At 71.7% G+C, this 14,615-nt stretch carries 5 protein-coding genes; all 5 read left to right on the top strand.

Going from position 1 to position 14,615, the window contains the following annotated elements; all coding sequences use genetic code 11:
* Window positions 1–2 precede the first annotated feature (2 nt).
* The 5 genes from M2163_RS46545 to M2163_RS01125 all read left to right on the top strand — a co-directional run bounded on the left by M2163_RS46545 (window position 3) and on the right by M2163_RS01125 (window position 14,615).
* A complete protein-coding gene (locus M2163_RS46545) occupies window positions 3–638 on the top strand; it encodes a cytochrome P450 (protein ID WP_348542148.1) in 636 nt (211 codons plus the stop codon).
* Window positions 638–1,843, top strand: coding sequence for a prephenate dehydrogenase (locus tag M2163_RS01140; RefSeq protein ID WP_280892891.1), 1,206 nt, complete (start codon window positions 638–640; stop codon window positions 1,841–1,843). The genes M2163_RS46545 and M2163_RS01140 overlap by 1 nt, the downstream gene beginning before the upstream one ends.
* A 31-nt stretch (window positions 1,844–1,874) precedes the next feature.
* Complete coding sequence (locus M2163_RS01135) at window positions 1,875–3,173, top strand: PLP-dependent aminotransferase family protein (RefSeq protein WP_280892890.1); 1,299 nt, start codon at window positions 1,875–1,877, stop codon at window positions 3,171–3,173.
* A 301-nt stretch (window positions 3,174–3,474) separates the two neighbouring features.
* Window positions 3,475–5,268 carry an acyl-CoA dehydrogenase family protein gene (locus tag M2163_RS01130; protein WP_280892889.1) on the top strand — a complete coding sequence of 598 codons (1,794 nt, stop codon included), beginning with the start codon at window positions 3,475–3,477 and terminating at the stop codon, window positions 5,266–5,268.
* Window positions 5,265–14,615: a non-ribosomal peptide synthetase gene (locus M2163_RS01125; protein ID WP_280892888.1), complete on the top strand. Its 9,351-nt coding sequence runs from the start codon at window positions 5,265–5,267 to the stop codon at window positions 14,613–14,615. Before M2163_RS01130 ends, M2163_RS01125 begins: the two co-directional genes overlap by 4 nt.

The following is a 14,615-nucleotide window of genomic DNA, read 5'->3' as shown; positions in this document are numbered from 1 at the left end:
GCATGCAGTTGATGGAGCAGCGAAGGGCCGATCCGCAGGACGACCTGGTAAGTGTCATGGTGAACTGCCTCGTCGACGGTGAACCGCTCACGGACGACGAAGTGATCGTCAATATTTACGGCTTCATCCTCGCCGGTGACCACACCAGTCGGCTGGCGATGGTCAGCGCCCTGCTGGAGTTCGCCCGACGACCTGAGCAGTGGCGGGCGCTCAAGGAAGCCCGTGTCTCGCAGTCGACCGCGATCGACGAAATCCTGCGCTGGTCGACTCCGGTCATGCACATCGGACGCACCGCCAGGGCCGACGTCCATCTCGGCGGTCAGCTGATCCGGGCCGGAGATCTGGTCACGGCGTGGACCATCGCTGCCAACCGCGACGAGTCGGTGTTTCCCGTCCCCGGCGACTTCGACCTCGCCCGTAAACCCAACAAGCACCTGTCACTCGGCCACGGACCGCACTACTGCCTCGGCGCCTACCTCGGCCGCGCCGAGATCACCGCGGTGCTGAACACACTGGTCAACACCGTCGACTCGATCGAGCAGACCGGCGAGCCCCAAGCGGTGTACTCGACGTTCCTGCGCGGCTACAGCAGCCTCCCGCTGGCGCTCACCGGCCGTCCCAAAGCGCTGGAACGGTGATGGCTGCCACGAACCTGGCCATCGGCGACGCGCAGGACGGGAGCACGCCATCGCCTCCCGCGGGACTCACGACGGTGCTGGTCATCGGGGCCGGACTGATCGGGACGTCGGTGGCACTGGCCATCAGCAGCCAGGGCGTGAAGGTCCACCTGCGGGATACCGACCCCTCTGCGGCCCTGGCCGCGCAAGCACTCGGCGCCGGCACGGTGGAGCAGCCGCGCGGGCCCGTCGACCTGGCCGTTGTCGCGGTTCCACCTGCCCAGATGGCGACCGAGCTGGCCGCGGCGCAGGCCGCCGGAGCGGCGCGGGCCTACACCGACGTCTCCAGCGTCAAGGAGGCTGTGGAACAGGCCAGTTCGGACGCAGGGTGTGACATGTCCTCGTATCTGGGCGGACACCCGATGGCCGGACGTGAGCGCTCGGGCCCCTGGGCCGCGAAGCCCGGCCTCTTCGAGGGGCGGCCGTGGATCATCACGCCCACCCGGACCACCTCGGCGGTGACCGAACGGTTGGTCCGGGAACTGATCGCTCTGTGCGGCGCCGTGCCCGTGGTGATGGCGGCCGACGCCCACGACCGGGCCATGGCCCTCGTGTCCCACACACCGCATCTGATCTCCGCCCTGACTGCCGCGCGCCTGGAGCACCTGGGCCAGACCGAGATGATGCTCGTGGGCCAGGGCCTGCAGGACGTGGTGAGGATCTCCGGGGGCGACCCTCGGCTCTGGGCCGACATCCTGGTCTCCAACGCCGGGGCCGTCGCCGGCGTGCTCGGCGAGATCGCCGTGGATCTCCAGCGCGTGACGTCCGCGCTGCTCGCCGTGGCCTCCTCCTGCCCGTCGATGCTCCCGCAGGCATGGGAGGAGGCCACGGTGTCCCTGCTGGACATCCTCGGCCGGGGGCGTGCGGGACACGAGAGACTCCCCGGCAAACACGGCTCACCGCACCAGTCGTTCGCGGAGGTGCATGTCGTCGTCGGGGACAACTCGGGCGCGCTGGCACGTCTGCTGGCGGATGTGAGCGCGGCCGGGGTGAACGTCGAGGACATCGTGCTCGACCACGCCATGGGAACGCCCAGCGGCACGGTCAGCCTGCAGGTGTCGTCGGCCGCCTCCGCGACGCTGCCCGAAGCCCTTCAAGCGCTCGGCTGGAACGCGTACGGCCCCTTGACCGAACTCCACAGACGTAACGGTGGTCATCACCAATGACGCCGTGCCGCCGCCGCCGGAGAGTGGGTACGTGGATATCTCCGACCTGAACACCGCACTGGGCGAACCGCTCCTCGACTCGCTCACCTTCCTCAACGAGGTCGCCGGCCGCTACCCCGACGCCATCTCCTTCGCCGCGGGACGCCCGGTCGAAGACTTCTACGATGTGAGGGACCTCGTCGGCCACCTGCATCGGTACCAGGAATTCCTGGCGACCGAACTGGGCCGCAGCGAACAGCAGATCGTGCGGGCACTCTTCCAGTACGGGCGTACGAAGGGAATCATGCACGAGCTGATCGCCCGGTACCTGGAGGCCGATGAGGGGATCGTCGTCGACCCGGAGTCGATCGTGGTCACCGTCGGGGCGCAGGAGGCCATGTACCTGGTGGTGCGTGCCCTGTGCCGGGACGAGCGGGATGTCGCGCTGGCCGTGTCCCCCACGTATATGGGCTTCACCGGCGCGGCGCGGCTGGCCGGAATGAGGGTGCTGCCGGTGGCGTCCGGGCCGCTGGGCGTGGACCTGGACGATCTGAGGTCCCAGGTGCGCAGTGCGCGGCGCTTGGGATTGCGCCCCCGGTGCCTGTACGTCGTGCCCGACTTCTCCAACCCGACCGGGATCACTCTGGACGTCGCCACGCGCCGACGGCTGCTCGATGTGGCAGGGGAGGAGGACCTGCTGCTGGTGGAAGACAATCCCTACGGCCTCTTCACCGGGCGCGGCGACCGTCTGCCGACGCTGAAGGCTCTCGACCGTGAACAGCGCGTGGTCTACCTCGAATCCTTTGCCAAGACCACGCTCCCCGGTGCCCGGGTCGGCTTCGTCGTCGCCGATCAGCGAGTGACAGGGGACGGCCGGGACTCCGGCCTCTTCGCCGATGAGCTGGCGAAGATCAAGAGCATGGTCACGGTGAACACCTCACCGCTCACGCAGGCGGTCGTGGCCGGACAGCTCCTGGAGAACGACTTCAGCCTGGCCCGCGCCAACGCGAGGCCGATCGCTGTCTACCGTCGAAACCTGGACCTGCTGCTCGACGGCCTGCGGGACCGTTTCTCCGGCAGCGACGGCCCGCAGGTCTGCTGGAACACACCGACCGGTGGATTCTTCGTGGTCCTTACGCTTCCCTTCACCGTCGACGACGCGCTGCTCGAACGTTCCGCCCGCGAGCACGGCGTGTTGTGGACCCCCATGCGGCACTTCTACACGGATTCCCAGGGCGGATGCCACCAGTTGAGACTGTCGTGCAGCACGCTGACCCCGCAGGAGATCGAGACCGGGCTCGACCGGCTGGCGGCTTTCGTGGCGGCACAGCTGAAGCCGGCCGGAGGGTGAACGAACCGAAAACGTGAGGATCGCGGCCTGAGTGAGGCATGTCGATCTCCGTCGAACCGCGGCCGCGGGGCGTCCGGCTGAGGCGGGTCCAGCACCCGCTCCGGCAGAGCCACCCCACCGTCTTCGTCCTGTGGATTCCGACGCCTTGATGCGCTGCGCCCTCTGACCGCCCCAGCACCGGACCGCCCCCCGCACCCTGTCCTTCCTGCGTTTCTGCCCCCATACCCGGCCCCGAGTGCCGCTCATCCCGCACCGCCCTTCCCCGGCCGGGCAGCCCTCTTTCCACACTTAAGGAACCCCCTTGGCAACGGCAACACGCAATGCGACCAGCGATCCGGACCGCGTCAGCTTCCTGGAGGAGCTGTACCAGGGCCGCTTCCGCTGGGACCTCGTCCGGGACTTCCCCGTGCAGGACCCGGTGGACGCTGCAACCGGCGACAAGCTGACCGAGGAGCTGACCGCCCTCGTGCGCGAGCGCGTCGACCCCGACGACGTCGACACAAGGGCCGCCCTGCCCGACGGATTCCTCGACGAGCTCGGCCGGCGCGGCTACTTCGCGCTTCAGGCCGACCCTGCCCTCGGCGGCCACTCCCTGTCCCACTACAACACCTTCCGCATGGTGTCGGCGGCCGCCGCACACAGCACCCCGGTGGCCCTGTCCCTCGCCATCGAGAACGCGCTCGGCGCCGGGGCGTTCCTGGCCGTGGCAGGCGAAGGCCCGCTGCGCGAACTCCTCAGCGACGTGGTGCGCCGGGGAGCCCGCTCCGCGAGCGCGGACAGCGAACCCCAAGGAGCCGCCAATCAGCGCCGGTTCACCACCGCCACCCGCATCGAGGGCACCGACGACTATCTGCTCAACGGCAGCAAGGTCTTCGTCGGACACGCGCCCGTCGCCGAGGTGGTCAGCGTTTCCGCCACGGTTCACGAGGGCGGCGTCGACCGGGTGCGGATGTTCTTCGTGCGCACCGACAGTCCCGGGGTGACCAGCGGTGGCTGGCACACGTACATGGGCATCAAGGGATTCCCCAACGGCTGGCTGGAGTTCAAGGACGTACGGGTCCGCGGCGCCCACATGCTCGTCGAACGGGACATCGGCCACGTCGTCCGCGCGACCCCCGCCACCGCCCGGCTCGTCGGCCGCGGCAGGATGCATCTGATCGCGGCCCCGTCGCTGGCCGTCGCCCGGCTGTGCGTGGGCTGGATGCGCGACTTCGCCGCCCGACGCGTCATCGACGAGCGGCCGTTGGCGGAATACGACGAGATCCGGCGGCGGCTCGCCGAGAGCCTGGCCAACACCTTCGCCATCGAGACCATGGCCCAGTGGTGTCTGCTCCCCGAGGACCAGGGCCGGGGCCTCAACCTCCGCTTCGAGCAGAACGCCGTCAAGAACGCCTCCTCCCTCCTCGCCTGGGGCGTCGCCGAGGACGCCATGTCCCTGCTGGCGGGGGAGGGGTACGAGACCGCGCCCAGCAAGCGGCTGCGCGGCGCGCCCCCAGTCCCCGTGGAACGCTTCTTGCGGGACCTGCGCAACCTGCGCATCTCCGGCGGCGTCGACTTCCAGATCGACAACTGGATCGGCCGGCTGGCGATCCTCTCGTACTACTACCCCGAGCCGGACCACGCCGCGGAGCTCGAACACGGGGACGAGGTCCCCCTGGACACCACCGGCACGGTCCTCACCGACCGCAACCTCGGCCATCTGCGCTGGGCGGCCGAGCAGACCCGGGCCTTCGGGCGCACCTGTCTGGGCCTGGCCCGCAGCCACCCCGACCGGGTGGAGCTCGAAGCCAAGGAGAGGGCTCTCATCCAACTCGCCGGCATCGCCCGGGAGATCCTCGGCGTGTCCCTCACGCTCGCCCGTGCCTCCACCCTCGCAGCCGCCGGAGACGACAGCGCTCAGGCGCTGGCCGACGTCTTCTGCACCGCCGCCCGGCAGCGGGTGACCGATCTGCTCAGCCGGCTCCAGAGTCCGCCCGGACCGGACGTCGAGGCGGTCGCCTCCGCCTGGATGTCCGGCACCGCATACGCATTCCTCACCGCCGACAACAACCCGCTCCCGTCCCCCGGTGGCGGCATCGAAGGAAACATCGCATGATCACCCCAACCCAGCACGTCCCGCTGACCGTAGGCCAGGAGGCGATGTGGGTCTCCTGGAAGCTCGACCCCGAGCAGTGGACCCACATCATTCCCATCCCCTTCGAGGTGACCGGCACCCTGGACGCCGACCGGCTGCGCCGCGCGGTCGCCGAGACAGCCGAGGCGTTCCCGCAGCTGCGCGCACGCGTGCGCCCGGGAACGGACGGACCGGTTCTCGACTGGTCGGGCGCCCCGGAGATCTCCGTCCGCCGCACGCGCACGGACCAGGACCGCGACAGCGCGATCCGAGCGGCCTGGCAGACCCCGTTCGATCTGCGACGCGGCCCGCTCGCCCGCGTCGACCTCCTCGACGGCCCGGACTACACGGTCCTGCTGATCGCCGTGCACCACCTCGTCCACGACGGCGCCTCCGTCCTGCTGTTCCTGGACGCGCTGCGCGCCGCTTACCGCGGCGAGGACCTTCCGCGCGAGGACCATGCCCCCGCGCTCGCCGCCTTCGCCGCCCATACGCGCGACCTCGCCGACGGCCCGCAGGGGGAGGAGCACCGGCGCTACTGGAAGGAGACCCTCGGCGACGGCGGCGGTGACTTCACCCTGCCCGAGGGACAGGAGGAACCCCGCTACACCGTCCTCAGCGAGGCCCTGCCCGCGGACCTCGCCGCCGCGCTGCGCGAGCGCGCCGCCGACTCCGGCATGTCGTTCGTCACCGTGCTGATGGGCGCGTGGTTTGCGCTGCTGCGACGTCACAGCGGCAGCGCCGACGTGCTCTCGTTCCTCCCGTACCACGGCCGGGATCTGCCCGAAGTGCGCGAGCGCGTAGGCTACTTCGTCAACGCCCTGCCGGTCCGTGTCCCGGTCCGCGCCGACGACCGCTACCGCGACCTGCTGGCCAGGGTGCGCGGCCGGGTCAAGGAGACCCTCGCCCACGGCGACCTGCCTCTGCCTGCCATCATGCGCGCCGCCGGACTTACCGGCCCCGAGGCGCAGCGCCGCACCCACCAAGCCGTCTTCCAGTACTGGCACGCCGGTCTCCACGGTGACATCGATGTCCACGATGTCCGGCTGAGCCACGGAGACGGCGAGGCACGGCTGAGCCTGATGGACATGGAGAGCACCGCCGGCTTCCGCCTCGCCCTCATGGTCCGGCAGGACAGCTGCGGCACCCATCTGCTGTGGAAGGATCCAGCCGGCTCCCTCGGCGCCACTGTGGTGCGCGCCATGGCAGAGGATTACCTGTCCATCCTGCGCGTGATCGCGGCTGACCCCGATGCGCCCCTCGCCGAGGTCCTTGCCTCCGGCACGCCCGTCCGGACCGGCACGGCTGCCCGACCCGCCGAGGCTCCGGCAGGTTCGGCCGAACTCGCCGCGCGGGTACGGGAGATGGCCCAGGTCTGGCAGGCGGTGCTCGGTTCAGGGCCCGTCGGTGACGAGGACTCGTTCTTCGAGCTGGGCGGACATTCGCTGCTGGCGGAGACGCTGGTCGCCGCGGTGCGGGACCGTTTCCCGGGCACGCCGGCCCGTATCCGCACCCTGTTCGACCATCCGCGGCTCGCGGAGTTCACCACCCATGTCCTGCCCGCGGGTCCCGCCGAGGCCGCCCCGGCCACTGTCCCGGTGCTGCAAACCGCCCCGGCCACTGTCCCGGCCGTGGACACCTTCCCTGCCTCCAGCTTCCAGCGCCGGATATGGCTCGCCCAACGCGTTGCGGGCGACCCGGCGGCGTACAACGTGCCCCTCGCCTGGCGCGTCGAGGAGCCCCTTGACGCTGACGCCGTCACCCGGGCGCTGGCCGCGACGATCACCCGCCACGAGATCCTGCGCACCGCCTTCCACGACGTGGACGGCGAGCTGACGCAGAGCGTCCGCGCCCCGTGGACCCCGCACGTGGAGCGGGTCGACCTGAGCGGCCACCCCGACCCCGACAAGGCCCTCAACGCCTGGATCCGCACCGCTGCGCACGAGCCCTTCGACCTCACCACGGGCCGACTGCTGACCGCCGCCCTCATCGAACTCGGCGACGCCGGACAGGTGCTCTTCGTCTGCCTGCACCACCTGCTGTGGGACGGTGAATGCGAGAACATCCTGCTCAAGGAACTCGACACCCACTACGCGCAGCCGCGCGGTACCGCCGCGGCCGAGCGGCCGTCGGATCCTGACAGGGCGGCCCCCGCCGCACAGGACACCCGCCCTGCATCCGCGCACCAGGAACGCATGTGGTTCGTCGACCGCTTCGAGACGGGCTACCTGTACCCGGCCGCGCCCATCTACCACAACCTGCCCCTGTTCCTGCGCCTGGACGCCCTTCCGGACCGCGCCCGGCTGGCCGATTCCGTCGCCGCCGTCGTCACCGCCCACGAGGCGCTGCGCACCGAACTGCTCGATGTCGACGGCCGGCCCGTCCAGCACGTGCGGTCCAGGATGGCCGTGGTCCCCGAGTGGCTGCCCGCCGCAAAAGGCCAGGGCCGGGACCGGTCCGTCCCGGACGCCCTGACCACTTGGAGCCGTGAGCCGTTCGACCTGAGCGCCGGACCGCTGCTGCGGGTTGCCGTCCAGCCCGACGCGGACACCCCGGGCGGCTGGATCGCCCTCAGCGGACACCAGGCCGTCGTCGACCGCGCCTCCCTGCTCACCGTCGCCGAACAGATCCTCGCCGGACCGGACGGCCGGGCACCCCTGCCGAGCAGCTACCGGAACTGGCTCGACGCCGACGTCGCGGACACCCACCGGGCTCACCTCGACGCCCGTACCGCCGTGCTCCGGCCGCCGGCCGACCCGCTGCGGCTCCCCGAACGCCGTACCCGTGACGCCGTCCACGTCTACGCGGAGCGGTCGGTGGAGTTCACCCTCCCGCCCGGCCTCGGACTGCGTGCCGCCGCCGACCGGCTCGGCGCCGACGTGCCGGAGGTCGCCCTCGCTGCCTTCGCGGCGCTGCTCCAGTGGTACTCCGGACAGGAGGACATGGTGCTCGGCCTGTCCCACGCCGGACGGGACGAGCGGGACCGGCACGTCGTCGGCCCCCTCAGCAACCTGTTGCCCGTACGCCTGCGCCCGCGCGCCCAGCAGTCGTTCGCCGATCTCGTCGCCCACACCGCCGCCGAGACCGAGCACGCCCGTACCCACGACCGCGCCCCGTTCGACCAACTGGTGCGCGCCGTAGACCCGTCCAAGGACATGAGCCGTACGGCGCTCTTCGACGTGCTCTACAGCTACCTACCCGCCGCGGCGCCCCTTCCCGGCCCGGACGGCACCCTCGCGCACGTCGTGGACACGGCCGGGGGCCGCGGCAAGTACGACCTGCACCTCGCCCTCCAGCCCGACGGGGACGGCTACCGCGGCCATCTCGTCTACAACGGGCTGTACTTCGATCACGACCAGATCTCCGCCATGGCCGAGCACTACGTCACGGCCGTACGGCAGCTGACCGAGCGCCCCGAGCGCGAGGTGGGGGGCATCGACCCGCTTTCGGAGGGGGAGCGCCACGTCCAGCTGAAGGTGTGGAACGCCACCGAGGCGTCGTACGAGGAGACGCCCGCCCACGAGCTGATAGCGCGTCAGGCCGACCGGCGGCCCGATGCCGCGGCGCTCACCGACGGCGACGTCACCGTGGGCTACGGCGACCTGATGGCCGACGCCCGCGCCGTCGCCCGGGGCCTGCTGGCCGCGGGCGTACGCCGGGGGGAGCTGGTCGCGCTGCTGTTCCCGCGCGGCGCCGACCAGGTGCGCGCGATGCTCGGAACGCTGTTGGCCGGTGCCGCTTACCTGCCCATCGATCCGGCGATCCCCGCGGAGCGCCGCGCATTCATCCTGTCCGACTCCGGTGTACGCCTCGCGCTCGCTCCCTCCGCGGGCGTCGGCGGTGACTTCGACGGGACGGTACTCGGGCTGGACGCGCTGCTCGCCACGCCCACCGGTGAGGAGACCGCGCTCCCGTCCGTGCCGCTGGACTCACCCGCGTACTGCATCTACACCTCCGGCACCACCGGCCGTCCCAAGGGCGTCGTGCTCACCCACCGTAACCTGGTGCGTCTGCTCGACAACGACCGGCTGCCGTTCTCCTTCACGACCGCCGACGTGTGGACGATGTTCCACTCCTACGCCTTCGACTTCTCCGTGTGGGAGCTGTTCGGCGGCCTGGTGCACGGTGGCCGGGTCGTACTCGTCTCCGAGGACGAGACCCGGGACCCCGGCCTCTTCTACGACCTCCTCCAACGCGAGCGCGTCACGGTGCTCAACCAGACGCCGAGCGCGTTCCGCCGCCTGCTCGGCCTGCGGCCCACAACCCCGCACGGACTGTCCGCCCTGCGCTGCGTCGTCTTCGGCGGCGAGGCGCTGCGCCCGGGGATGCTGACCGAGTGGTCGGAACGATTCCCGCACGTCCGCCTCGTCAACATGTACGGCATCACCGAGACCACCGTGCACGCCAGCGTGCACACCGTCACCCGCTCCGACATGGAGACGGACACGAGCGTGGTGGGCACCCCCATCCCCACCACCCGCCTCTACCTGCTCGACCGGCACACCGGCCGCAGGCTGCTGCCCGTTGGTGCCGTCGGCGAGATCTATGTCGCCGGTGACGGAGTGGCCGGAGGCTATCTGGGCCGGCCCGAGCTGACCGCCCAGCGCTTCGTGCCCTCGCCGTTCGGCGACGGCACCCTGTTCCGCAGCGGCGACCTGGCCGCGTATCTGCCCGACGGTTCCCTGCGGTTCATCGGCCGCGCCGACTCCCAGGTGCAACTGCGCGGTTACCGCATCGAGCCGGGCGAGGTGCAGACCGTCCTGTGCGACCACCCCGACGTCTCCGACGCGGTCGTGTTCGCCGAGGACGACCGGCTCGTCGGCGTCGTGCAGAGCGAACGCGCCCTGACCGCGGAGGCGTTGCGCGGTCATCTGGCGCAGCGGCTGCCCTCGTACATGCTGCCCTCGCTCTTCCACGTCGTGCGGACCATTCCGCTGACGGTCAACGGCAAGGTCGACGTGAAGGAGCTGCGCGCGCAGACGGCCGCGCTGGCCGCCCCCGCTCGGCGCGAGCCCCGCGCCGGCACCGCCGCCGAACTCGCCGCCGTGTGGTGCGATTTGCTCGACGTGCCTGCCGTGAGCGAGGACGACTCGTTCTTCGGGCTCGGCGGGCACTCCATGCTCGTCGTCCGCCTCATCGGCGAGATCGCCGAGCGGTTCGGCGCCGACCTGCCGATCAAGACGCTGTTCGAGACGCCGCGGCTGGGCGACCTCGCCAACCTGATCGACGCGGCCGCCGGCCGCCCAGACCCCACCCCCTCCGCTCCGGCCCCCGTCGTACGACCCGAGCCGGTACCCCCCGCCGTGCCCGCCGCGTACGCGGAGCCCCGCCCCGCCGGGGCCGACACCGAACGGGCGGTGGCCGACGACGAGTCGCCCGCGAGCGGCTTCCAGCGCCGCATGTGGCTGGCGGAGCAGATGGGCCAGGGCGCGCCCGCCCACGTCTCCCTCGGCTGGACCGTCACCGGCGACCTGGACATCACCGTCCTGGAGGACGCACTGGCCCGCCTGGTCGCCGGGCACGAGATCCTGCGCACCGCTTTCCGGGTGCGGGGCGGCACCGTCTGCCAGGTCGTCCAGCAGCCATGGTGGCCGCGGGTACGGTCTTTCGTCGCCGAGGACGGCGACGGCCCCGAGGAAGCCGCCGCCCGGTGGCTCGACGAGGCCGCCGGCCGCCCCTTCGATCTCGCGGCCGGACAGTTGCTGCGCGCGGCCGTCGCCGACTGCGGGCCGCGCGGCACGGCGTTCATGCTCTGCGTACACCACCTCGTCGTGGACGGCGAGTCCGTACGCGTCCTCATCAGCGAGCTGGAGCGCTGCTACCGCGACAGTCTTGCCGGGGTGCCCTCCGCGCCGCCCGCGCTCCAGTACCGCGCCCACACCGCCGCCGAACTCCCCGGCGACGCCCGCCGCGACGCCGACCTCGCCTTCTGGCAGGACCGGCTCGAAGGCTGGCCGTCCAGGCTCGGCCTGCCCGCCCCCGAGCGGCCCGAGGCCGACGGAGCAGTCCGGATCACCCTGCCCGACGGCCTGCTCGGCCGGCTGCGACCGGTCATGGCCGAACACGGCGCAAGCTGGTTCATGATCATGGCAGCCGCCCTGGCAACGGCCCTGCACCGCTGCTCCGGCATGCCGGCACTGACCTTCGGCGTTCCCGCCAGCATCCGTGACACCGCGTCGGCCGACCTGCTGGGCCCCTGCCTCAACCACGTCGTGCTCCGCTCGGCTGCGGCCGCGGACGCCACCGCCCACGACACCCTGACCGCCATGCGCACCGAGGTGCTCGACGCCTTCGAGCACGCCCGGGCCCCCTTCGACGAGGTGCTGGCCCGGCTCCGGCCGGAACAGACGGCGGGCAGCGCACCTTACACAGACGTCGTGCTCAACATGAACCTGCGCGGCGACCGGAGCGCGGTGCTCGGCGACGCCGAACTGCGGCCGGTGTTCCCCGAGTTGCTGTGGACCCGCGAGGTCAAGTTCGGCGCCACGCTGACCGTGACCGAACAGGACGGCGAGCTGAGCGCCGTGCTCTCCCACCGGGGCGACCGGGTGTCCGCCGCCGACGCCGCGCGCCTCGCGGACGCCGTCGCGGCCTACCTCGTCGAGCTCTCCGGCGACGTACCGCCGCCCCAGTACCGGGACTTCGTCCGTGCCCAGGACGCGGCCCGCGCCAGCGGCCGGTACGAGGCGTCCCTGGCCCACTGGCAGGAGCGGCTGAAGGACGCGCCCGTGTACGTGGAGCTGCCCGCGCCCGAGGAACCCGCCCCGCACGGCGTGGTCGACATGGCGCTGCCGCAGGGCGCGGGCGAGCGACTGCGCATCCTGCACGAGGCGCACGGCATCTCGCCGTTCATGACGGCGGCCACCGCGCTGTCTGTCCTGCTGCACCGCCGTACCGGCACCGACGACGTGGTGATCAGTGCTCCCATGACCAACCGCGGACGAAGCGGATTCGCGGACGTGTTCGGGCCCTGCCTGAACACCGTGCCGCTGCGCTCCCGGCTCCGCCCCGGCGCCACGCTGCGCGACATGCTGGAGGCGATGCGGGACGAGACGCTGGAGGCGTTCGCACACGGCGAGGTTCCGTTCGAGGATGTCATCAACCGGCTCAATCCGTCCCGCAGGCCCGGCCGCACCCCCTACGGCGACGTATCCCTGTCCTTCAGCACGGCTGCGGCGCGTCCCCGCACCCTCGGCGGACGCACCCTGAGCGCCGTCGCGCTCGACGGTGAGGACGCCGCCTACACCGGCAAGCTCGGCCTGACGGTCGCGCTCGTCCTGGACGGCAGGGAACTGCGCGGCCGCATGTCCTACCACGGCAGCCTGCTGCGCCGCGAGGACGTCGAGCACCTGGCCGTCACCTTGGCCACACTGCTGGATCGCATGCCCGACAGCCTCGATGCGCCCGTCGCCGCGGTCGACCTGCTCTCGCCCGAGGAGGCGGAGCGCATCCGCGCCTGGGAACAAGGCCCTCCGCCGGGACCCGTCACGACCGTCCCGGCGCTCGTCCTGCACCAGGCCCGGATCCGCCCCGACGCCCCGGCTGTCGAGAGCACCCGCGGAACCCTCGGCTACGGCGGCCTCGTGCGCCGCGCCCGCGCGCTCGCCGCGGTCATCCGGCCGCACCTGTCGGACGAGGAGCCCACGGTCGCCCTGTTGCTCGAACGCGGCGAGGACTTCGTCGTCGCCATGCTGGCCGCCTGGTTCGCCGAAGCCGCGTTCTGCCCGCTCGACCCGTCCTGGCCGGCCGCACGGCAGGAGTACGTCCTCGCCGACGTGCGCGCCGATGTGCTGCTGACTTCGGGCGGGACCGCGCCGGAGGCGACCGGGACGGCCACGGTCCTCGACGTCGCCGATCTGACGGACGTCGAGGGCGCCGAGTACGGGGAAGGAGCCGAGGACCTGCCCGACTGGTCCGCGGACGCTCGTGCCTACGTCATCTACACCTCCGGCACCACCGGCAAGCCCAAAGGCGTCGCCGTCCGGCACGGCGGCCTCGCCAACCTGGTGCGCTCCGCGGCCTCGACCATGGGCGTCGGGGCCGGGGACCGCTGTTCCCAGCTGCTCAGCGTGAGCTTCGACTCCACCCAGTTGGAGGTCTGGCAGGCCCTGGCCAACGGCGCCTGTCTCGTCCCGCACGAGGAGCCCGTGACCCCCTCCACGCTCGGCGCGTGGCTGGACGCCAAGGGCGTGACCGCGGCGTTCTGCGCCACGGCGCTGGCCGAGGCCATGTGGAGCACCGGTACCACGACACCGCGCGGCCTTCGCTGGCTGGGCATCGGCGGCGCCGCGCTCTCCCAGCGCCTGCCGGCCGGGCTGCCCTACCGGGTGCTCAACTCCTACGGTCCGACCGAGAACACCGTCGCCTCCTCCGAGCACATCATGGACCTGGCCGGCACCACCGCCCCGCTGAACTGCATCGGCCGTCCGCTCGCCGGGGTACGGATGCTCGTGCTGGACGAGGCCGCGCGGCGTGTCCCGCGCGGTGTGGTCGGCGAGATCTACCTCGCGGGCGACAGTCTCGCCGAGGGATACCTGCACCGGCCCGAGCTGACCGCGGAGCGCTTTCGCACGATCGAGCTGGACGGCGGGCCGCTGCGCGTCTACCGCACCGGTGACCTGGGCCGCCGTATGCCCGACGGCTCCGTCGAGTACCTGGGGCGCGCCGACCGCCAGCTCAAGCTGCGCGGATACCGCATCGAGCCCGGCGAGATCGAGCAATTCCTCCAGCAACAGCCGGAGGTCGCCCATGCGGCCGTCACCGGGGACCCGCAGCGCTCGCCTGCCCTCGTCGCCTACGTGACCCCACGCGGCGACCGCGCCCCCGCAAGCGCCGAACTACTGCGCCGCGCACGGGCGGAGCTGCCCCACTTCATGGTGCCGGACGCCGTTGTGACCCTGGCCGCACTGCCCCTCACCACCAGCGGCAAGGTCGACCATGCAGCTCTGCCGCGCCCCGAGCGCGCCGACCTCGTCGGCGACGTCGGACACGTTGCGCCGGGCACCGACACCGAACGCAAGGTCGCCGCACTCTGGTCGGAGGTTCTGGGGCTGCCCTCGATCTCGGTCCACGACACCTTCTTCGACCTGGGCGGCAACTCCCTGGCGCTGGCCAAGCTGCACAGCAGGATCGTTGCCGCCATCGGCAGGGAACTGCCCATCACCGCGCTGTTCGAGCACCCGACCGTGTCCACTCTGGCCCGCGCGCTCGACGCGGCCAGCGAGTCCGGCCGCCCCGCCGGAAACACCACCGAGCCCAGGCGCCCGAAGCGCTCGGACCGGCAGGTCCGGCGCGGCCGTCGCAGCCCCGGCAGGACAGGAGACAAGTGA

Source organism: Streptomyces sp. SAI-135 (assembly GCF_029893805.1).
In the GTDB taxonomy this organism is placed as follows: domain Bacteria; phylum Actinomycetota; class Actinomycetes; order Streptomycetales; family Streptomycetaceae; genus Streptomyces.
This window is presented reverse-complemented; position numbering and strand designations above follow the sequence as displayed.

Bases quoted from the DNA above. Each gene is read 5' to 3' on its own strand.
- M2163_RS46545 (WP_348542148.1), top strand. From the start codon at position 3: ATGCAGTTGATGGAGCAGCGAAGGGCCGATCCGCAGGACGACCTGGTA.
- M2163_RS01140 (WP_280892891.1), top strand. From the start codon at position 638: ATGGCTGCCACGAACCTGGCCATCGGCGACGCGCAGGACGGGAGCACG.
- M2163_RS01125 (WP_280892888.1), top strand. From the start codon at position 5,265: ATGATCACCCCAACCCAGCACGTCCCGCTGACCGTAGGCCAGGAGGCG.